Source organism: Streptococcus cristatus (assembly GCF_003943535.1).
GTDB lineage: Bacteria > Bacillota > Bacilli > Lactobacillales > Streptococcaceae > Streptococcus > Streptococcus cristatus_L.
The window spans coordinates 238,199-257,846 of record NZ_RJPU01000001.1 but is presented as its reverse complement, the minus strand read 5'-3'; the positions used below and the strand labels follow the sequence as shown (position 1 = coordinate 257,846).

General features: G+C 44.4%; 18 protein-coding genes. 4 read left to right on the top strand and 14 right to left on the bottom strand.

Translation table 11 applies throughout. The annotated features are described in order from the left end of the window. Window positions 1-52: 52 nt before the first annotated feature. The 3 genes from D8790_RS01400 to fabM all read right to left on the bottom strand — a co-directional run bounded on the left by D8790_RS01400 (window position 53) and on the right by fabM (window position 2,370). Window positions 53-1,027, bottom strand: coding sequence for a beta-ketoacyl-ACP synthase III (locus D8790_RS01400; RefSeq protein WP_125387312.1), 975 nt, complete (start codon window positions 1,025-1,027; stop codon window positions 53-55). Further along, a complete protein-coding gene (gene fabT / locus D8790_RS01395) occupies window positions 1,027-1,461 on the bottom strand; it encodes a fatty acid biosynthesis transcriptional regulator FabT (protein WP_045500607.1) in 435 nt (144 codons plus the stop codon). The genes D8790_RS01400 and fabT overlap by 1 nt, the downstream gene beginning before the upstream one ends. Window positions 1,462-1,578: 117 nt before the next feature. Further along, complete coding sequence (gene fabM, locus D8790_RS01390; RefSeq protein WP_125387311.1) at window positions 1,579-2,370, bottom strand: trans-2-decenoyl-ACP isomerase; 792 nt, start codon at window positions 2,368-2,370, stop codon at window positions 1,579-1,581. A gap of 243 nt (window positions 2,371-2,613) precedes the next feature. On the opposite strand from fabM, the gene D8790_RS01385 reads away from it, so the two are divergent. Then, the gene (locus D8790_RS01385; RefSeq protein ID WP_125387310.1) at window positions 2,614-3,981 is read left to right on the top strand and encodes an aspartate kinase; all 1,368 of its coding nucleotides are present in this window, start codon (window positions 2,614-2,616) and stop codon (window positions 3,979-3,981) included. A gap of 64 nt (window positions 3,982-4,045) precedes the next feature. On the opposite strand, the gene D8790_RS01380 is transcribed toward D8790_RS01385, so the two are convergent. From D8790_RS01380 to D8790_RS01330, 10 genes are all read right to left on the bottom strand, one after another. Continuing rightward, window positions 4,046-4,957 carry a DMT family transporter gene (locus D8790_RS01380; RefSeq protein WP_125387309.1) on the bottom strand — a complete coding sequence of 304 codons (912 nt, stop codon included), beginning with the start codon at window positions 4,955-4,957 and terminating at the stop codon, window positions 4,046-4,048. Window positions 4,958-5,211: 254 nt separating this feature from the next. Beyond that, window positions 5,212-5,505 carry a hypothetical protein gene (locus D8790_RS01370; protein ID WP_015605774.1) on the bottom strand — a complete coding sequence of 98 codons (294 nt, stop codon included), beginning with the start codon at window positions 5,503-5,505 and terminating at the stop codon, window positions 5,212-5,214. A gap of 48 nt (window positions 5,506-5,553) precedes the next feature. Next, on the bottom strand, window positions 5,554-5,910 hold the full coding sequence (locus D8790_RS01365) for a hypothetical protein (RefSeq protein ID WP_048763482.1): 357 nt from the start codon (window positions 5,908-5,910) through the stop codon (window positions 5,554-5,556). Between the two features lie 90 nt (window positions 5,911-6,000). Then, on the bottom strand, window positions 6,001-7,434 hold the full coding sequence (gene gatB, locus D8790_RS01360; RefSeq protein ID WP_125387308.1) for an Asp-tRNA(Asn)/Glu-tRNA(Gln) amidotransferase subunit GatB: 1,434 nt from the start codon (window positions 7,432-7,434) through the stop codon (window positions 6,001-6,003). Next, a complete protein-coding gene (gatA, locus tag D8790_RS01355) occupies window positions 7,434-8,900 on the bottom strand; it encodes an Asp-tRNA(Asn)/Glu-tRNA(Gln) amidotransferase subunit GatA (protein ID WP_045500592.1) in 1,467 nt (488 codons plus the stop codon). Before gatA ends, gatB begins: the two co-directional genes overlap by 1 nt. Then, the gene (gene gatC / locus D8790_RS01350) at window positions 8,900-9,202 is read right to left on the bottom strand and encodes an Asp-tRNA(Asn)/Glu-tRNA(Gln) amidotransferase subunit GatC (RefSeq protein WP_005591696.1); all 303 of its coding nucleotides are present in this window, start codon (window positions 9,200-9,202) and stop codon (window positions 8,900-8,902) included. The genes gatA and gatC overlap by 1 nt, the downstream gene beginning before the upstream one ends. A gap of 202 nt (window positions 9,203-9,404) precedes the next feature. Beyond that, the gene (gene aspS / locus D8790_RS01345) at window positions 9,405-11,141 is read right to left on the bottom strand and encodes an aspartate--tRNA ligase (protein WP_125387307.1); all 1,737 of its coding nucleotides are present in this window, start codon (window positions 11,139-11,141) and stop codon (window positions 9,405-9,407) included. A 310-nt stretch (window positions 11,142-11,451) separates the two neighbouring features. Beyond that, window positions 11,452-12,009 (bottom strand): cysteine hydrolase family protein, encoded by a 558-nt coding sequence (locus D8790_RS01340; RefSeq protein ID WP_125387306.1) that lies wholly within the window; start codon window positions 12,007-12,009, stop codon window positions 11,452-11,454. Continuing rightward, a complete protein-coding gene (gene codY / locus D8790_RS01335; RefSeq protein WP_005591692.1) occupies window positions 12,009-12,797 on the bottom strand; it encodes a GTP-sensing pleiotropic transcriptional regulator CodY in 789 nt (262 codons plus the stop codon). The genes D8790_RS01340 and codY overlap by 1 nt, the downstream gene beginning before the upstream one ends. A 212-nt stretch (window positions 12,798-13,009) precedes the next feature. Continuing rightward, window positions 13,010-14,224, bottom strand: coding sequence for a pyridoxal phosphate-dependent aminotransferase (locus tag D8790_RS01330; protein ID WP_125387305.1), 1,215 nt, complete (start codon window positions 14,222-14,224; stop codon window positions 13,010-13,012). A gap of 257 nt (window positions 14,225-14,481) precedes the next feature. On the opposite strand from D8790_RS01330, the gene D8790_RS01325 reads away from it, so the two are divergent. Beyond that, complete coding sequence (locus tag D8790_RS01325) at window positions 14,482-14,937, top strand: universal stress protein (protein ID WP_005591690.1); 456 nt, start codon at window positions 14,482-14,484, stop codon at window positions 14,935-14,937. Between the two features lie 108 nt (window positions 14,938-15,045). Here the strand turns inward: D8790_RS01325 and uvrA are convergent, their stop codons facing one another. Beyond that, complete coding sequence (uvrA, locus tag D8790_RS01320) at window positions 15,046-17,871, bottom strand: excinuclease ABC subunit UvrA (RefSeq protein ID WP_125387304.1); 2,826 nt, start codon at window positions 17,869-17,871, stop codon at window positions 15,046-15,048. Between the two features lie 122 nt (window positions 17,872-17,993). Here uvrA and D8790_RS01315 point away from each other — a divergent pair, with 122 nt between their 5' ends. After that, the gene (locus D8790_RS01315) at window positions 17,994-18,938 is read left to right on the top strand and encodes a magnesium transporter CorA family protein (protein WP_125387303.1); all 945 of its coding nucleotides are present in this window, start codon (window positions 17,994-17,996) and stop codon (window positions 18,936-18,938) included. Window positions 18,939-18,956: 18 nt separating this feature from the next. Next, complete coding sequence (locus D8790_RS01310; protein ID WP_125387302.1) at window positions 18,957-19,631, top strand: DUF1129 domain-containing protein; 675 nt, start codon at window positions 18,957-18,959, stop codon at window positions 19,629-19,631. The last annotated feature ends 17 nt before the right edge of the window (window positions 19,632-19,648 follow it).

Sequence of the window (19,648 nt, the reverse complement as noted above, 5' to 3'; positions counted from 1 at the left end):
ATAGACTCCTTTAAAAAATATATTTTTTATCTATGTGTTTCCACATGATTAACTAAATTGTAACAATAAGCGTGCCCCATGTCAAACCTCCACCGAAACCTGACAACAAAACTGTCTGGTCTCCGTTCAGCTTAATCAAGTCCTGTTGGACACACTCAGATAATAAAATCGGGATGCTAGCTGCACTAGTATTGCCATATTCCATCATATTAGCAGGTAGTTTTTCCCGAGAAACTCCGAGTTTCTTAGCCATTTTATCTAAAATTCGGATATTGGCCTGATGCAAGAGCAGATAATCAAGCTCCTCCACTGAAAATGGACTCTCTTCAATGGTATTTTTGATAGACTGTGCCACATCACGAATGGCGAAATCAAAGATTGCTCGGCCTTCCATTTTCAAATAGCGATCATCAACTTGCTTTTCCGAAAACGGAGAGAACAAACCAAGTCCACCACAGGTCAAACTCTGACCTCTCAAGCCATCAGTAAACTGACTTTCAGCCCAAAAATGCTGCTTTTCTGCCGCTTCAAGCAAGACTCCCCCAGCCCCATCGCCAAATAAGACTGACGTCGCACGATCCGACCAATCAACGACCTTTGATAGCGTTTCGCTACCGATGACCAAACCTCTTTGATAGCGACCAGAGGAAATGAACTTTTCTCCAGTTGATAAGGCAAAGATAAAGCCACTGCATGCTGCCGTCAAGTCAAAAGCAAAAGCCTTGGTAGCTCCAATATTGGCCTGCACTCTAGCTGCAGTTGACGGCATCATAGAATCCGGAGTGATCGTCGCAACAATGATAAAATCAAGCTGATCAGCAGACAGCTGGGCCTTTTCTAGCAATTGCTCAGCAACCCTTGTAGCCAAGTCACTTGTTGACTCAGTCCGAGATAAATGTCGCTGTTTGATACCCGTGCGGCTGGAGATCCATTCATCACTTGTATCCATCATCTTAGCCAGATCATCATTTGTGACAATCTGCTCTGGAGCATAATGAGCTACTTGAGTAATTCTTGCATAGTTCATTATTTCAACTCCTCTAAAAAATTATACAAGTTCTGCAAACCTTTTTGCATTGCATTTTTTTCTTCTGAGGACATTCCTTCCACTACTTGCATGACCATGCGATTGTGGAATCGTTTATGAAGGCGATACAAGAGCCTCCCCTTCTTAGTCAAACTCAGATGAACTACACGACGGTCAATGGATGAACGGCGACGCTCGATATACCCTTTACGCTCCAAGTTATTCAAGCTGGTTGTGACAGTCCCCAAAGTGACTAACAATTCCTTTGAAATATCGCTTGGAGTCGCATTAGGCATGGTACCAATAACATCAATAGTGTGCATTTCTTTAATCGAGACATCTTTAAATTGACTGCCTCGGAGGCTGGACTCTTCAATAACCAAAACATTATTAAAAATAGATGTTAAATAATCATTGACTAATTGATAATTCAAACCAACACCTCCTTCATAAATACTTTGACATTCAAATTTTATCAGATCTCAAAATAATTTGCAAGTCCTTTTGAAAATTTATTTGATTTTCAAACAATTTTCTTATCCTGCAAATCCTTACTTACCTATAAATTGTGGACGACGCTTCTCAGTATAAGCTTGGACACCTTCTTTGAAGTCCTCAGTGAAAGCAAGAGACTTCTGTAAAGATAGCTCCAACTCCGCATATTCTTTCCAACCGCTGAACAGGCTCTTCCAGACCATTTCTTTCATAGCTCTGTAAGAATTCAGCGAACCGCGTTTTAGCTTCTTCAGCAACTGTTCCGTTGTTTTTTCCAGTTTTTCTGCTTCACAAACTTTATAGAGCAAACCATAATCCAGAGCCTTCTCTGCTGTCAGGGCCTCTCCCGTCATGACCAAATGGGTCGCCCGAGTCACACCAATTGCCCGAGTCAGAAGATAAAGTCCACCGGCATCTGGCGCTAAGCCCACTCCCACAAAAGCCTGAATGAAGCGAGATTTTTCCGTTGCAATACAGAAATCTGCAGCCACGACCATATTGGCAGCTGCACCAGCAACAGGGCCATCCACACTCATAATAACTGGCTTAGGTAGCCGTTTCATAGCAAAGGAAATATCATTGACCAACTCTGCAATTTTTACCAGGGATTGAATATCGTCAGCACTGACAGCTCTTTGCATCTCAGCTAGGTCGCCACCGACAGAAAAGACCTTCCCATTGGCATTGATCACTAGAAACTTCACTGCCTCATCATTTGCGGCCAGCTCAATCGCTTCTAAAATCTCCTCACACATCGGAATATTGAAACCATTTGAAACTTCAGGACGATTGAAGGTAATAGTCGCCACTTCATCAACTACCTTATAAAGAATACCATTAAAAGTCATTCTAACTCCATTCCAGACTGGGTAATTACAGTCGTTTTATTTCATAATTAAATAATTTGATAGTCAAATTACATTTATTCTAGCATAAAAGATGTAAGAAAGAAAACAAAAACTGGAAAATTTGATTTCATATTCGTTTTTTGCTTATTTTGCAACAAATTTACATAAAACAGTACTTCTGATAGATTTGCAAAATTTTCAGAATTTTGTTATAATTTTCCTAAATTATGTTTAGGAGTCTCCATGAAAGTTGTTAAATTCGGTGGAAGTTCACTCGCTTCTGCTTCACAGTTAGAAAAAGTCTTACATATTGTAAAATCTGATGCCGAGCGTCGCTTCGTTGTCGTTTCTGCACCAGGAAAAAGAGATGACCAGGATACAAAAGTCACCGATGCCCTGATTAAGTACTATCGCCAGTACATTGCAGGAAATGATGTCTCCAAGGAGCAAAATTGGATTATTAAACGCTATTCCGATATGGTCTCTGAGCTAGGCCTGAAATCTGCAATTATTGAGAAAATCTCTAAGAGCATCATCTCCCTAGCTACTCTGCCAATTGAAAACAATGAATTTCTTTACGACGCCTTCCTAGCAGCAGGTGAAAACAACAATGCCAAGCTAATCGCCGCTTACTTTAATCACAATGGCATTCCAGCCCGCTACGTCCATCCTAGAGAAGCTGGGCTAGTGGTTTCAAGCGAACCTGGAAATGCCCGCATCCTTCCTTCGAGCTATGATAAGTTGGAGGAATTGAACCATTCCGATGAAGTCCTTGTGATTCCTGGCTTCTTTGGTGTCACTCAAGATGGACAGATCTGTACTTTTTCTCGTGGTGGCTCAGACATTACTGGGTCGATTATTGCAGCTGGTGTCAAGGCTGATGTCTATGAAAACTTCACTGATGTGGACGGCATCTTTGCTGCTCACCCTGGGATTATTCACAAACCACGCTCCATCGCTGAGCTTACTTATCGCGAAATGCGGGAATTAGCCTATGCAGGCTTTACGGTTCTTCATGATGAAGCCCTACTGCCAGCCTATCGCGGAAAAATTCCACTCGTCATCAAAAATACCAACAATCCCGAACACCCTGGTACACGCATCGTCCACAAACATAGTGAGGATCATCCCCCTGTTGTTGGAATCGCTGGAGATTCTGGCTTTGTAAGTATTAACATGTCCAAGTACCTCATGAACCGAGAAGTTGGATTCGGTCGCAAGGCGCTGCAGATTTTAGAAGATTTGAACATTGGTTGGGAACATATGCCGACAGGAATTGATGATCTTTCTATCATCCTTCGTGAACGCGAATTGACTCCAATCAAGGAAGAAGAGATTCTGCGCCAACTTGTGCAAAAAGCGGAAGTAGACTTCGCAGAAATTGAGCACGATCTTTCTATTATCATGATTGTCGGCGAAAAAATGAAAAGTCATATCGGGGTGACTGCTACTGCGACTAGAGCTCTTTCTGACAATAAAATCAATATCCAAATGATGTCACAAGGTTCCAGTGAAGTTTCCATCATGTTTGTTGTCAATAAAAACCAAGAAAAGGCTGCCATTCGTGCCCTTTATAAAGCTTTCTTTGGCAGCTCAGAAAACGATGAATAAACTGAACAAGCAAACAACAAAGACCTAGCTCTGAATAGAGCTAGGTCTTTGTTATTCTTTCTTGTTATAATAATCCTTTTTTCTTTTCCAATATTAGGTCTTTGACAGATATCAACAGGACAGCCAGCAAAATCATGCCCATACCTACGAAATCGAGTAGATAAAAGCGTTCATTCATAATGACAAAGGCAAAGAAGACGGCTGAAATTGGCTCAATCGAGGCTAGGAGGCTAGATTTGACAGGACCGACCAAGCTTGTTCCCTTCAAAAAGACAGTGTAAGCAAAGATTGTTCCGATGACAATGATGCCAACCAAGGCCAGAAGAATATCCAAACGGAATTGCCACTGATGATGGAAAATACCGCTGAAAGGAAGGAGCAAGATACCTGCAATGGTCATGCCAATCCCGATAACCAGCATGCTTCCCCACTTTTTAATGAGCTCAATCGGCAAAAGAATATATAGCGCGTATGTAAAGGCTGAGAAAATCCCTAAACATAAGCCTTTTGGCGTCATCGAGAGCTGATTGACCTGACCGTGGGTCGCAATCAGAAAGGTTCCTCCAATAGCTAAAATCATGGAGCAGACCTGAGCCACAGTCGGAACTACTCTATCTTTGACACAAGTGTAAGCCAAGACTCCCACTGGACAGAGATATTGTAAAACCGTTGCTGTTCCTGCATTTGTCTCATGAATAGCCGCCAGATAGGCGTATTGGTTGATGAACAAGCCTAAAATTGAAAAAATTAAAATGTGTAGTAGAGAATTCTTATCTTTCCAAATCTTTTTAAAGGATTCTTTATTTGTAGCATAAGCCAACATCATCAAGACTAAACCCGCTAGCAACAAGCGCACATTGGTCAAGCTCAGCGCCGAAAAACCGTTCTCCATCAGATATTGACCACTTGTTCCCGATAAGCCCCAGGCAATCCCCGCAGCCAAGGTATAGATAGTTCCCCTTAAAACTTTTGACATCCCTAACCTCTTTCTTTTAGCTTTGATCATTATAACATAAACCATAAAAAAGAGAGTGGGACAGAAATCGGTAATTCGTTAGAATTCGATTTCGTCGTCCCACCTCCGCACAGTTGAGTAGGGCTGTAAAAGCTGATGAAATCAGCCTAGTAGAGCCCACTCAACCACTGTGTCTTGCTCGACAATCCAAAGATAATTAAGAGGCTAGGACTTTTGTCCCAGCCTCTTTATGATTCAACATAGCTAAAAGACGACTAAGCCTCTATCTCAAGAAGTAAATAAGGCAAGCCTAAGATCAAGCCAATAACTCCTAGCATAGCTCGCATTCCAGAAGCTGTAACAAGTACCTTCTGACCATCTTTTACCTGAATCTTATGCGATTTCATAAAACTTTGTCCAACCTGTAGTTCAACACTGTCTCCCTCAAAAGTCAGCGTTTTACCTTCATCATTCGCAAGTTTATCCACAAGTTCGCCATTTAGATAGACTGCAACATTTTGAACTACTCCAACCATACCCGTAGAACGCGTAATTGTAAATTTTGACATCAAAAGCTCCTTTATTTCAATCCAGCCTATCAACAAAAATTCTTTAGTTTATTCTTCAATCCTAGCTGAGTAAAAAGGCAGAAGAAACATTAAAACAATATAAAGAATTAAGAGAATTGCACGCACTAGACCACCAAAGAACAAGCCGAGCAACAAAACTCCTAGACAGATAGAAAAATTAGTAAAATTTGTTTCAACCAGCAAGGTTTGCCCTGCTTTAACTGTCACTGGCTTGGTTCTCATAGGAGCTGCTCCTACACGAACAACAGCTTCTTCTCCCTCAATAGGAAAGGCCGCCTCGTCGCCATTCTGGATTGTACCAACCTTTTGACCATTGATTAAAATTGGAAAATTCCCAATGATCCCTACAAAGCCTGTTCCGCGTTTTACTTTAATTTCTGACATAAGAACTCCTTTATTTTTTATTTATTTTACCATAAATACCATTCAAATAAAAGGTGAAAACCAGCCTCGCGACTGGTTTTCTACTTATTTCTATAGTTTTTCCAACTCTTCATTGAGCAGTTTTTGTGCTACTTGTGGGTTGGCTTGACCCTTGGTTGCTTTCATGAGCTGACCGATCAGGGACTTAGCCGCATTCTTATTGCCACCCTTATAGTCATTGATAGCTTTTTCGTTGTTGGCAAATACTTCTTGGATGATTGGCAGAAGCTGCGCAGGGTCTGAGATTTGAACCAGGCCTGCTTTCTGTATATACTCTCTAGCAGAGCCACCGTTTTTAGCCAGATGGACAAAGACCTTCTTGGCAATCTTAGAAGAAATCGTTCCGTCTGCAATCAGAGCAATCATCTCAGTCAGGTTCTCAGGCGTCAGCTCAATCTCAGAGATAGTCTTGCCTTCAGCATTGAGGTATTGCGCTACTTCTCCTTGGAGCCAGTTAGAAACAGATTTAGCGTCACCACCTGCAGCAACAGCTGCTTCAAAGAAGTCTGACACAGCCTTCGTCGCTGTCAACTGCTTGGCATCATAGTCAGACAGACCGTAATCGCCCACATACTTAGCCCGGCGTTCTTTTGGAAAGGCTGGCAGGCTACTGCGTACTTGCTCAATCCAAGCATCTTCAATCTCAAAGATAGGCAGATCAGGCTCTGGGAAGTAACGGTAGTCAGCCGAACCTTCCTTGACCCGCATGAGCAAGGTTTCGCCAGTCGCTTCGTCATAACGACGGGTTTCCTGACGTATTTGACCGCCACTGCGTAGGATTTCTGCTTGACGTTTTTCCTCAAATGCTAGACCCTTACGAACAAAATTGAAGGAGTTAAGGTTTTTCAGCTCAGTCTTGGTACCAAATTCTTCCTGGCCGTAAGGACGGATAGAAATATTGGCATCGACCCGCATGGAACCCTCTTCCATCTTGACATCAGAGATCCCAGTGTACTGGATGATTTCCTTGAGGGCAGTCAAGTAGGCATAAGCTTCTTCTGGACTGCGCATATCTGCTTCCGATACGATCTCAATCAACGGCACCCCTTGACGGTTGAGGTCCACATAAGAGTAGCCATCGCTGCCGTGGGTATTTTTTCCGGCATCTTCTTCCAAGTGGGCCCGCTCGATACGGATTTTCTTGGTCGTGCCATCTTCTAGTTCAATCTCAATCCAGCCATTGTAGCCAATCGGCTCATCAAACTGAGAAATTTGATAGGCTTTTGGATTGTCCGGATAGAAGTAATTCTTGCGGTCAAAGTGCATCTTCTGGTGAATGTCCATGTTCAAAGCCAGAGCAGCCTTGATACCATAGTCAATGACACCCTTGTTCATAACAGGCAGGACACCTGGGAAAGACCAGTCAATGATATTGGTGTTGGCATTTGGATCTTCACCGAAGTGAGCTGGAGCCGGTGAGAAAATTTTTGAATTGGTCTTCAATTCAACATGGACTTCCAGTCCGATAACTGTTTCAAAGTTCATTATTTTTCACCTCCAAAGATAACTGGCTGCTGTTTGTGATAGTCAGTCGTCGATTCAAATGCTGCGGCTGCCTGATAGATGGTCGCTTCATCAAAGTGGTTCCCAATCAGCTGCAAGCCAACTGGAAGACCATCTGCAAAGCCAGCTGGGATTGAAATGCCAGGCAGACCAGCCAGATTGACTGGAATGGTCAAAAGGTCAGCCAGATACATGGCCACTGGATCTTGGTTTTGACTGCCCAAGTCATAAGCTACAGTTGGTGCAGTTGGGCCTAAGATCAAATCATATTTTTCAAATACTTTAGCAAAATCTTGCATAATCAAGGTCCGAACCTGACCAGCTTTCTTGAAGTAAGCATCGTAGTAACCAGACGACAAGCTGAATGTCCCCAGCATGATGCGGCGTTTCACCTCTTCACCAAAGCCTTCGCTGCGAGATTTGACATAGACATCTTCTAGATTTTCAATGCCTTCTGCACGATAGCCATAGCGAATGCCATCAAAACGCTGCAGGTTAGAGCTAGCCTCAGAAGAAGCAATGATATAGTAAACAGCCACTCCATACTTGCTGTGGGGCAGGCTAACTTCTTCAACAATCGCACCTAGGCTTTCCAAGTGCTTAGCTGCTGCCAGAATCGTTTCCTTGACCTTGCTGTCAATTCCCTCACCCATGTATTCCTTAGGCAAGGCAATCTTCATACCCTTGATGTCTTGGCCAATTTTGCTAGTAAAGTCTGGCACTGCTTCTTGTGATGATGTCGAATCCTTAGGATCATTACCAGAAATAACATTCAAAAGCTGGGCATTTTCCTTAACCGTCTGAGAGAAAGGCCCAATCTGATCTAAAGAAGAACCAAAAGCAATGAGACCAAAACGAGAAACCCGTCCGTAAGTTGGCTTGAGGCCGACTACACCGTTAAAGGAAGCAGGCTGGCGAATAGAACCACCCGTATCTGAACCCAGTGACAGACGAACCTGACCAGAGGCAACAGCTGTCGCTGAACCACCAGATGAGCCACCAGGAACCTTGCTACTGTCCCAAGCATTCTTAGTCGTCTTAAAGTAAGAGTTTTCGCTGGATCCCCCCATGGCAAACTCGTCCATGTTGGTTTTCCCAACGATAATCATATCCTTACCATAGAGCTTCTCTACACTGGTCGCATCGAAAATTGGTTTATAGTTGTAGAGCATTTTAGATGCAGCTGTTGTCAAAATCCCCTTGGTTGAGATATTGTCCTTAACCGCCAGCGGAATTCCGCTCATGAGATTGTCAGCATCAATGCCCTTAGCATCCAGAGCTGCTGCCTGAGCCAATGCTTCTTCTTCGCTGACAGTAATAAAACTATCCACAGCTCCTTCACGTTCTTTGATGTCTGCCAAAGTCGCCTGAGTTAACTCTACTGCAGAAATTTCTTTCTTGACCAGCAGATCATGCAACTCTTCAATGGTCTTGTGATTAAAAGTCATTAGGCATCTCCTCCGTCATCTAGGATGGCAGGCACTTTGATGTAGCCCCGCTCTTTTTCAGGTACATTTTGGAAAAGCTCTTCTCGGTTCCAGCCCGGCTGAGCCACATCTTCTCGCATATAGTTGATGTTAGCTGCCACATTGGAAGTGAAAGGCACACCCTCCGTATCCACTTCATTGAGCAATTCGACCATGTCGACAATTTTAGACAAGGTTGTCGCAAACTCAGCTGTCTCTTCTGGTGAAAAAGCCAGTTTTGACAGTTTTGCAACGTGACTTACTTCTTCTTGAGTAATCTTCATCTCTGATTCCTTTCATAAGATAGGCGAGCCTGAATACCAGTCGAAAATGATAAGTCTAAGAAAGATCTTTGTTTTCGAGGTATTTAACTCGCATTGTTTTGCTAAGATAGAGGCACCAAGCTCTCGTAGCTGCGACCTCTTTCTTTAACTTCTTCCTGATTTCTTCAGGAATTCGCATCATTTCATTTTACCATATTTCCGGCTAATTCTTCAATTCCAAATACAGTTCTTTAAGCTGTCTTTGGTCCACCAAACTCGGACTTTCAAGCATAGGGTCAAAGCCAGTACCATTTTTCGGAAAAGCAATGACTTGGCGGATATTTTCTTCCCCAGCCAAAATCATAACCAAGCGATCTAAGCCTAGAGCCAAGCCGCCATGTGGTGGGAAGCCATACTCCAAGGCTTCTAAGAAGAAACCAAAGTCCCGCTCATAATCTTCCCGGCTCATGCCCAATAGCTCAAACATCGCTTCCTGAGCCTTCCGATCATGAATCCGTAGACTTCCTCCACCAATTTCATAACCGTTCAAGACGATGTCGTAGGCGTGACTGCGGAATTGATCTGGCTCCTGACCTTCTTCAAAAATGCCCTGTGTGAAAGGATGGTGCATGGCTTGATAACGATTTTGGTCTTCATTCCACTCCAACAGTGGCCAATCCACAACCCAGAGGAAATGAAGCAGGCTTGGCTCAATCAAATCCAAAGTTTTTGCGACTTCTATGCGCAGATGTCCCAAAGCTTCCTGAGCACGACGCTTCTTGGCCATGACTAGCAGAATGAGATCTCCATCTTTGGCCTCAAAACGTGTCAGTAACTCCTGACTTTCAGCTTCAAAGGTGCTAGCCAAATCCCCAACCAACTGACCATTTTCAACCTTTAGACTGGCGAAACGACTGCAGCCAAATTCCTTCATTTCCTGATAGTAGTGACTCAGCTGTTTCTTACTAAAAGCACTAGCCGCATCTGGCACACAGATTCCCATCACTTCCTCTTGGTTGCCCAAAGCTTTCTTGATGAGAAGCGATTCATTGGACTGGCACAAATCCGTCAAACTCTTTAGCTCTAAACCAAAGCGTGTATCTGGCTTATCAGAGCCAAAACGGCTCATAGCCTCTTCATAGCTGATCGTTGGAAAAGCTTCTGTCAGCTCTAAACCATGAGTTTTCTTGATAACAGCCTTGAGCATAGCTTCAACCAGAGCTCGGATTTCTTCCTCGCTGGCAAAACTCAGTTCTAGGTCCACCTGGGTAAACTCTGGCTGACGATCGCCCCGCAAATCTTCGTCACGGAAACAACGAACAATCTGATAATAGCGCTCGAGGCCAGCTCCCATCAGCAACTGCTTGAGCATCTGTGGACTCTGTGGCAAGGCGTAGAACTGATTTTTAAAGACCCGACTAGGCACCAAGAAATCCCTAGCCCCTTCAGGAGTTGACTTGGTCAGATAGGGCGTCTCCACTTCCAAAAAGTCCAAACCGTTTAAATATTCCCGAATGGTTGAGGTGACCTTGTGACGCAGTTTGAGGTTATGTGTCATCTTCTCACGGCGCAAGTCTAGGTAGCGGTATTTCTGACGTAGGTCTTCCCCCGTATGGGCATGCTGGTCCAGCTCAAAAGGCAGGGCCTTGCTGCTAGCAATAACCTCAATCTTTTCAGCTCTCAGCTCAACCTGACCAGACTTGATTGCCTTGTTGACAAAACGCTCTTCCCTCTGAACGACTTGCCCTGTCACTGCAATGACATCCTCTTTGCCAATTTCTTCTAGCTTAGCAAAATCTTCAAGCTCACCGTCAACGAAGACCTGAAGCAAGCCTTCGCGGTCCCGCAATTCAATAAAGGCTAGCTTGCCGTGATTGCGGATGTTGGCCACCCAGCCAGTTGCAGTCATGGTCTGTCCAACCTGCTCTAAACCATAGTTTCCGATAAAAATTTCTTTCATATTCTTCCCTCTCACATCCATTTGCAAGCCGCCCTGTCCTTAGGCATATTAGCAACTTTCTTACAGCATATCCACTTTCTCTTTTGCAAAAGAAAAGGGCCTCCGTCTCTGAAACAGACGAAAGCCGTGGTACCACTGTTATTCGCCGCCCTAAAAGGCAGCCTCTATGCTCGTAACGTGAGCGGCGTTTGTGCTTAATCACACAAAAGATTACGAAACATGTTCTTCGGTTTTTGCTCTCTTGGTACTGCTCTCAGCTATCAGTACTCTCTGTGCAAGTCAGCAAGCCTACTCTGCTTCTCTTTTACTCTTAAATTGTATTTATTATAGTCGAACCTAGGACATTTTGCAAGTGGTTTAGGGCAAATTTATGATTTTCCTCTGAAATAGAAGCCACAGCAGGCTCTACCACCTGAATCTGATAACCAAGATTATAGGCATCAATTGCTGTATGCAAGACGCAAATATCCGTCAAGACCCCTGTCAAAATGACCATATCTACCTTTCTTTCCCGCAAACGGATATCTAAATCCGTGCCAGAAAAAGCAGAATAATGGCGTTTATCCATCCAAAAGACCCGAGAGTCTGCTTGATGCTTGTCATAAAAATCAGCCAAAGGACCGTAAAGATTGCGACCGCTAGTCCCTTTGATATTATGAGGTGGAAACAGCTTGCTTTCAGGATGAAAGGCGTCATTTTCATCATGGGCATCAATCGCGAAGAAGATATAGTCGCCTCGATCAAAAGCTGCCTCGGTCACTTGGGCAATGGCTTCAGAAATCGCCTGAGCCGGCGCTCCTGCGGTCAACTTGCCCTCATCTGCAACAAAATCAACTGTATAATCAATGGAAATCAGTGCTTTAGCCATTAATAGTCCCTCTTTTTAATTTCCTCAAAAACATCTGGAATCAGTACTTTCAGATAAGTTCCCTTCATCCCCAGCGAGCGGCTTTCAATAATCCCCGCACTTTCCAGCTTGCGCAAGGCATTAACAATCACTGAGCGGGTAATCCCAATACGGTCAGCAATGACAGAAGCCGTCAGTTGCCCTTCATTGCCATTGAGTTCTCCCAGAATAGCTGAGACAGCTCTTAACTCTGAGTAAGACAGGGTATTGACTGCCATGGTCACAGCTGTCCGGCGGCGGATATTTTTCTCATCCTCTTCACGCTGGAAGTTAAGCAGCTGGATACCAACCACTGTGCTGGCAATCTCGACCAAAATCAGGTCGTCATCCAAAAATTCCTTGTCATTGCGCCAGATAATCAGCGAGCCCAAGCGAATTCCTGAAACATGAATCGGTGCGATAGTAGTCAAACCATCTGGAAATTCATCCTTGGTTTCCACTGGGAAAATGGTTAAATCGTGAGTTACAGGCAGATTAGCCTCCGTCTCATACACCATGTTTGCTTCTTGGACATATTCTTTGGGGAATGTCTTGTCTTGGAAAAAGGCTTCTACACGATCATTATTTGTCTTGTAGCGCATGAAATAGCCCAAGAGACGACCCTTGCTGTTGATGATGCAGGCATTGCAATGAATAATATCAGCAAGCTGGCGAGTGATCGCATTGTAAGGAAGTTCCTCCTGAAGCTGCTCTTCTGAACGTTTCAAGATAGAAGTAATCTTCCTTGTTTTTTCTAATAGTTTTGCCATACATTTACCTCGTATTTAGTCTCCTTGATTGTATCATAATCGACCGAAATTTTCAATAATTATCTGAAAATTGTGTATTGAAAAAAAATTCGCTACAATTCTGAAAGATTCAGAATTTGGCGATTGCGAAAAAAATCACTCCATCAAAAAAACCATTTAAAACAATTCTAAGACGAATTTGTTTTAAACGGTTTATGACTTGTATTTTATGCTTATCTGCGGTATTGGCGTAGGAAGCGTGTCATTTTTTCTTGGATCTGAGCTAGCTCATCTACCCGAGGCAGATAAACGATTCGGAAATGATCTGGATCCTTCCAGTTAAAGCCTCGTCCATGGACAAGAAGGACTTTTTCCTGCTTGAGGAAATCCAAGACAAACTGCTCATCATCATCGATCCGGTACATTTCCCGATCAATTTTCGGGAAGATGTAAAGACCCGCCTTAGGTTTGACTGCAGACAAACCTGGAATATCTTGAATGGCATTGTAAATGAAGTTTCTTTGTTCATAGATACGGCCACCTGGCAAAAGCAATTCATCCACCGACTGGTGACCTCCAAGCGATGTTTGCACAACCTGTTGAGCCAAGACATTGGAGCACAGGCGCATATTTGAAAGCATATTGAGGCCTTCAATATAGCCTTTAACATGCCGCTTAGGACCAGATAGCACCATCCAGCCAACTCGGAAGCCAGCGATACGGTGGGATTTTGACAGGCCATTCATGCTGACACAGAAAACATCTGGAGCTAGGCTTGCCACAGGCGTATGCACATATCCATCCATCACCATGCGGTCATAAATCTCATCCGCAAAGATAATAAGATTGTTCTGGCGAGCAATTTCTACGATCTCTAGCAAAAGTTCCTTAGGATAAAGTGCCCCCGTTGGATTGTTAGGATTGATGATAATGATAGCCTTAGTGTTAGAAGTGATTTTTGACTTGATGTCGTCAATATCTGGATACCATTCTGCCTGCTCATCACAGACATAATGAACCGCATTCCCACCAGCCAGACTAACTGCAGCCGTCCAGAGCGGGTAGTCCGGCATCGGTACTAAGACCTCATCTCCATCATCCAAGAGTCCCTGCATAGACATAACAATCAGCTCGCTGACTCCATTTCCAAGATAAATATCATCAATATCAACATTAGGGAAATTTCTGAGCTGGCAATACTGCATAATGGCCTTACGAGCTGAGAAAATCCCCTTAGAATCAGAGTAACCCTCACTATCACGCGCATTCATAATCAAATCATGAATGACCTCGTCTGGAGCGGTAAAGCCAAATTCAGCTGGATTTCCCGTGTTCAGGCGGAGAATTTTTTCTCCGTTGGCCCGCATCCGCATCGCTTCATCCAAAACTGGTCCACGAATATCATAAGCTACATGCTCCAGTTTGCTGGACTTATTAAATTCTTTCATCCTATTTTCCTCAATTCATCTGAATGATTTTATTATACCACCAGAAAAAAAGATTGACAATTAGGAAGAATCTAAGAAAGTTCCTTTCAACTAAAATAAGGCTTATAACTTAGGAAAATACACTTGTCCATCATGATAATTTCACTTGATTTCTGAATTTCATTTGCAGCTTTACTTTTTTTCTGAAAAGGTTTACAATATAAGTGAAGATATAAGAAACTCGAATCTAGGATTCGACAAAAGATGGAGGTAGCTTTATGACTCAACAAAAATATGAAAATATCATGGTCGCTGTTGACGGCTCTCGCGAAGCAGAACTCGCTTTTGAAAAAGGTGTTAATGTAGCGCTGAGAAACGCTTCTCGTTTGACAATTGCTCATGTGATTGATACACGGGCTCTCCAAAGCGTCTCAACCTTTGACGCTGAGGTCTACGAAGATCTCCAAGAAGAGGCACAAAAGTTGATGACAGAGTACAAGGAAAAGGCGCAAAAAGCTGGGGTCAAATACGTTGATGTCGTCATTGAATTGGGCAATCCCAAAACCCTCCTGTCAACTGACATTCCTGACGAACACAAGGTTGACTTGATTATGGTCGGAGCTACTGGTCTCAATGCCTTTGAACGCCTCCTAGTCGGCTCATCATCCGAATATATCCTCCGCCACGCGAAAGTGGACTTACTGGTCGTTCGTGACAAAGAAAAAACATTCTAAACCCACCAGGTAAGCAGTTCTAATGCCCTGCTTCACCCATAAATGCAAGTTAAAATCCCTCATTAGGTTAGCCTAGTGAGGGATTTGTGTTTTAGAACGATAAAAATCTTATTTCAGCTTGCCTTTCAAATACTGACCAGTATAGCTGGCTGGATTGGCTGCGACTTCCTCTGGTGTACCTGTCGCAATGATCGTTCCACCACCGACACCGCCTTCCGGTCCTAGGTCGATGATATGGTCTGCCGTTTTGATAACGTCCAGATTGTGCTCAATAACGAGGACCGTATTGCCATCATCCACGAAGCGGGCTAAAACCTTGAGCAAACGCGCAATGTCCTCTGTATGAAGCCCTGTCGTCGGCTCATCCAAGATATAGAAGGACTTACCAGTCGAGCGCTTGTGAAGCTCGCTGGCCAGCTTCATCCGCTGGGCTTCACCACCCGACAAGGTTGTGGCTGGCTGCCCTAGAGTCACATAGCCTAGTCCCACATCCTTGATGGTCTGGAGTTTGCGAGCAATCTTGGGAATGTGCTGGAAGAATTCTACCGCATCATTGACCGTCATGTCCAGAACCTGAGCGATATTCTTCTCCTTGTAGTGAACTTCTAGAGTCTCGCTATTATAGCGGGTACCGTGGCAGACCTCACAGGCTACATAGACGTCAGGCAGGAAGTGCATCTCAATCTTAATAATTCCATCACCCGAGCAGGCCTCACAGCGGCCTCCCTTGACGTTAAAACTGAAACGGCCCTTCTTGTAGCCGCGAATCTTGGCTTCATTGGTCTTGGCAAACAGATCGCGAATATCGTCAAAGACTCCAGTATAAGTGGCTGGATTAGAGCGAGGTGTCCGCCCAATCGGACTTTGGTCAATATCAATCAGTCGATCCACATGCTCAATGCCGCTGATTTTCTTGAACTTACCTGGCTTAGCAGAATTGCGGTTGAGTTTTTGGGCAATGGCCTTTTTAAGGATAGAATTGACCAGCGTTGACTTACCGGACCCAGAAACTCCAGTCACAGCGATGAATTTGCCCAAGGAGAATCTGGCCGTGATATTCTGCAGATTATTTTCCTGAGCACCAGTCACTTCAATAAAGCGGCCATTGCCTACACGACGTTCCAATGGTACTGGGATCTCGCGCTTACCTGACAGGTATTGGCCAGTAATAGACTTCTTATTTTTAGCCACTTGTGCAGGAGTACCGGCTGCGACGATTTCTCCACCGAAAACACCGGCTCCTGGTCCCACATCAATCAGCCAGTCAGCCTCCCGCATGGTGTCCTCATCGTGCTCAACTACGATGAGAGTATTGCCTAGATCACGCATCTTCTTGAGGCTGGCAATCAGGCGGTCATTATCACGCTGGTGCAAGCCAATAGAGGGCTCGTCCAGGATATAGAGGACGCCACTCAAGTTAGAACCAATCTGAGTCGCCAAACGAATCCGCTGACTCTCACCTCCTGATAGAGTCCCAGCCGAGCGAGACAAAGTCAGGTAATTAAGGCCAACGTTATTGAGGAAAGTCAGGCGATCATGAATTTCTTTGAGAATAGGCCGCGCAATAGTAGCTTCATTGTCAGTCAAGTGAAGCTTGTCCAACTGAAGCAAATGATCTGCAATGGACAAGTCTGAAATCTCACCGATGTGCAAGCCATCTTCGCCGCCAACCTTGACAGAAAGAGCCTGAGGACTGAGTCGATAGCCCTGACAAGCTGCACAGGTCAGCTCATTCATATAAGCCCGCATCTGTGTCCGAGTAAAATCACTATTGGTCTCATGGTAGCGCCTGTTGATATTGGTGACAACCCCCTCAAAAGGAATATCAATATCACGCACACCGCCAAATTCATTTTCATAGTGGAAATGGAACTCCCGCCCATCTGAGCCAAAGAAAATCAGCTGCTTTTCTTCCTCAGTCAGCTCCTCAAAAGGCTTGTCCATATCAATGCCAAAGGCTGCCATGGCCTGCTCCAGCATCTGCGGATAATAGTTGGAGGAGATGGGATTCCAAGGCGCTAGCGCTCCTTCGCGCAAGGTCTTGCCAGCATCCGGCACAACCACATCTAGATCCACCTCAAGCTTAACCCCCAGACCATCACAGTCCGGACAGGAGCCAAAAGGCGCATTAAAAGAAAAGAGGCGTGGCTCTAGCTCTGGCACCGTAAAGCCACAGACTGGGCAGGCATAGTGCTCAGAAAAGAGCAGCTCTTGACCGTCCATGGTATCAATCACCACATAACCCTCAGCAATCCGTAGAGCTGCTTCGACCGAGTCAAAGAGGCGGCTGCGCACCCCTTCCTTTATGACAATTCTGTCCACCACGACTTCAATATCATGTTGCTTGCTCTTAGAAAGCTCTGGCACTTCTGTTACATCATAGACATCGCCATCCACGCGCACCCGGACATAACCGTCCTTCTGAATCTTGTCAAAAACGGTCTTATGCTGGCCCTTTTTCTTGCGGATGACCGGCGCCAAAATCTGCAGTCGCTGACGCTCGGGCAATTCTAAAACCTTGTCGACAATCTGCTCAACAGACGAAGCCTTGATAGCCCCGTGGCCGTTGATACAGTAAGGCGTTCCGACACGAGCATAGAGCAGGCGCAGGTAGTCATTGATTTCGGTAGCTGTTCCCACTGTTGAGCGGGGGTTTTTGCTGGTCGTCTTCTGGTCAATGGAAATAGCCGGGCTGAGACCATCAATCGAGTCCACATCTGGCTTTTCCATGTTGCCCAAAAACTGCCGAGCATAGGCCGATAGGCTCTCAACGTAACGGCGTTGTCCCTCAGCGTAAAGGGTGTCAAAAGCCAGACTGGACTTGCCCGAACCAGACAGACCAGTTACCACGACCAGCTTGTCTCGGGGAATTTCCACATCAATATTTTTTAAATTATGAGCTCGCGCTCCATGAATCACAATTTTATCTTGCATCTAGTCCACACTTTACCTTTAAACTTCTTCTATTATAGCAAATTTTTCTGCAAACTTTTGCCCAAAAGACTAGAATTTGTAGTATAATAGGACGGTGCTTATAAACGATTCTAGGAGGAGATATGAAACAAGTATTTTTATCAACAACAACCGAGTTCAAGGAAATTGATACACTTGAATCGGGAACTTGGATCAATATGGTCAATCCTTCCCAGAACGAATCTTTAGAAATCGCAAACGCCTTTGGCATTGACATAGCTGACCTACGAGCACCGCTCGATGCCGAAGAAATGTCTCGTGTCACCATTGAAGATGAGTACACACTGATCATCGTAGACGTACCCATCACTGAGGAGCGGAATAATCAGACTTACTATGTTACTATTCCGCTCGGTATTATCATCACAGAAGAAGCCATCATCACGACTTGCTTGGAAAAATTGCCCCTGCTCGATATTTTCATCAATCGACAACTGCGCAACTTTTACACCTTCATGCGGTCACGTTTTATCTTTCAGATTCTCTACCGCAATGCCGAGCTATATCTGACAGCCCTGCGTTCCATTGACCGCAAGAGTGAGCAGATTGAAAGCCAATTGCACCAGTCGACTCGAAACGAAGAACTGATTGAGCTCATGGAGCTGGAAAAGACCATCGTCTATTTCAAAGCCTCCCTCAAGACAAATGAGCGCGTGATTAAGAAACTGACCAGCTCTACCAGCAATATTAAGAAATACTTGGAAGATGAAGATTTGCTGGAAGATACCCTGATTGAGACCCAGCAGGCCATTGAGATGGCTGATATTTATGGAAACATCCTCCACAGCATGACAGATACTTTTGCGTCCATTATTTCCAACAACCAGAACAATGTCATGAAGACACTGGCTCTGGTAACTGTTGTTATGTCCATCCCGACTATGCTCTTCTCAGCCTATGGGATGAACTTCAAAGATAACGAACTACCTCTAAATGGCGAGCCCCATGCTTTCTGGATTATCATGTTTATCGCCTTTGCTCTGAGTGGCTCTCTGACCCTCTACCTCTTCCATAAAAAATTATTCTAACCACCAGAAAGGACCACCATGTCACAAGTATTATTAGACAAACTAACCAAGAAAAACAAGGAATTTCTCCACATTGCTACTCATCAACTCCTCAAAGATGGCAAATCCGATGAAGAAGTGAAGGCAATCTTGGAGGAAATTATTCCAAACATTTTAGAAAATCAAGCCAAGGGTATCCCTGCCCGTGCTCTCTATGGGGCACCAACTTACTGGGCTTCTTCTCTCACTGCTAAGGAGCGCTATGATGCCGAGCATCCCAAGCAAAATGATGATCCAAAATGGATGATGCTGGATTCCGTCCTCTTCATTTTCGGTTTCTTCACCGTTCTGACTTCCATCGTCAATTTGGCATCTTCTAAACCCTCTGTTTACGGCATGACGACACTTGTCTTTGGTAGTATTGTCGGTGGTCTCGCTTTCTACGCCCTCTATCATTTCGTTTACCGTTTTTACGGACCAGACACTGACCGTAGCCAGCGTCCACATCTGCTCAAATCTATCCTTATCATGCTAGTAGCTATTGCTCTTTGGACCCTTTCAATTGTTGGTTCTAGCCTATTGCCCGACTCTCTCAACCCACATTTGTCAAATATCGTCGTTGCCATCATCGGAGGGATCACCCTAGCACTTCGTTTCTACCTCAAGAAACGCTTCAGTATTAAGAGTGCAACCATGGGGCCAGCGAAATACTAAGCCACATAAAAAAGAGG

Bases quoted from the DNA above. Each gene is read 5' to 3' on its own strand.
- D8790_RS01400 (WP_125387312.1), bottom strand. From the start codon at position 1,027: ATGAACTATGCAAGAATTACTCAAGTAGCTCATTATGCTCCAGAGCAG.
- fabM (WP_125387311.1), bottom strand. From the start codon at position 2,370: ATGACTTTTAATGGTATTCTTTATAAGGTAGTTGATGAAGTGGCGACT.
- D8790_RS01385 (WP_125387310.1), top strand. From the start codon at position 2,614: ATGAAAGTTGTTAAATTCGGTGGAAGTTCACTCGCTTCTGCTTCACAG.
- D8790_RS01380 (WP_125387309.1), bottom strand. From the start codon at position 4,957: ATGTCAAAAGTTTTAAGGGGAACTATCTATACCTTGGCTGCGGGGATT.
- D8790_RS01370 (WP_015605774.1), bottom strand. From the start codon at position 5,505: ATGTCAAAATTTACAATTACGCGTTCTACGGGTATGGTTGGAGTAGTT.
- D8790_RS01365 (WP_048763482.1), bottom strand. From the start codon at position 5,910: ATGTCAGAAATTAAAGTAAAACGCGGAACAGGCTTTGTAGGGATCATT.
- gatB (WP_125387308.1), bottom strand. From the start codon at position 7,434: ATGAACTTTGAAACAGTTATCGGACTGGAAGTCCATGTTGAATTGAAG.
- gatA (WP_045500592.1), bottom strand. From the start codon at position 8,900: ATGACTTTTAATCACAAGACCATTGAAGAGTTGCATGATCTGCTGGTC.
- gatC (WP_005591696.1), bottom strand. From the start codon at position 9,202: ATGAAGATTACTCAAGAAGAAGTAAGTCACGTTGCAAAACTGTCAAAA.
- aspS (WP_125387307.1), bottom strand. From the start codon at position 11,141: ATGAAAGAAATTTTTATCGGAAACTATGGTTTAGAGCAGGTTGGACAG.
- D8790_RS01340 (WP_125387306.1), bottom strand. From the start codon at position 12,009: ATGGCTAAAGCACTGATTTCCATTGATTATACAGTTGATTTTGTTGCA.
- codY (WP_005591692.1), bottom strand. From the start codon at position 12,797: ATGGCAAAACTATTAGAAAAAACAAGGAAGATTACTTCTATCTTGAAA.
- D8790_RS01330 (WP_125387305.1), bottom strand. From the start codon at position 14,224: ATGAAAGAATTTAATAAGTCCAGCAAACTGGAGCATGTAGCTTATGAT.
- D8790_RS01325 (WP_005591690.1), top strand. From the start codon at position 14,482: ATGACTCAACAAAAATATGAAAATATCATGGTCGCTGTTGACGGCTCT.
- uvrA (WP_125387304.1), bottom strand. From the start codon at position 17,871: ATGCAAGATAAAATTGTGATTCATGGAGCGCGAGCTCATAATTTAAAA.
- D8790_RS01315 (WP_125387303.1), top strand. From the start codon at position 17,994: ATGAAACAAGTATTTTTATCAACAACAACCGAGTTCAAGGAAATTGAT.
- D8790_RS01310 (WP_125387302.1), top strand. From the start codon at position 18,957: ATGTCACAAGTATTATTAGACAAACTAACCAAGAAAAACAAGGAATTT.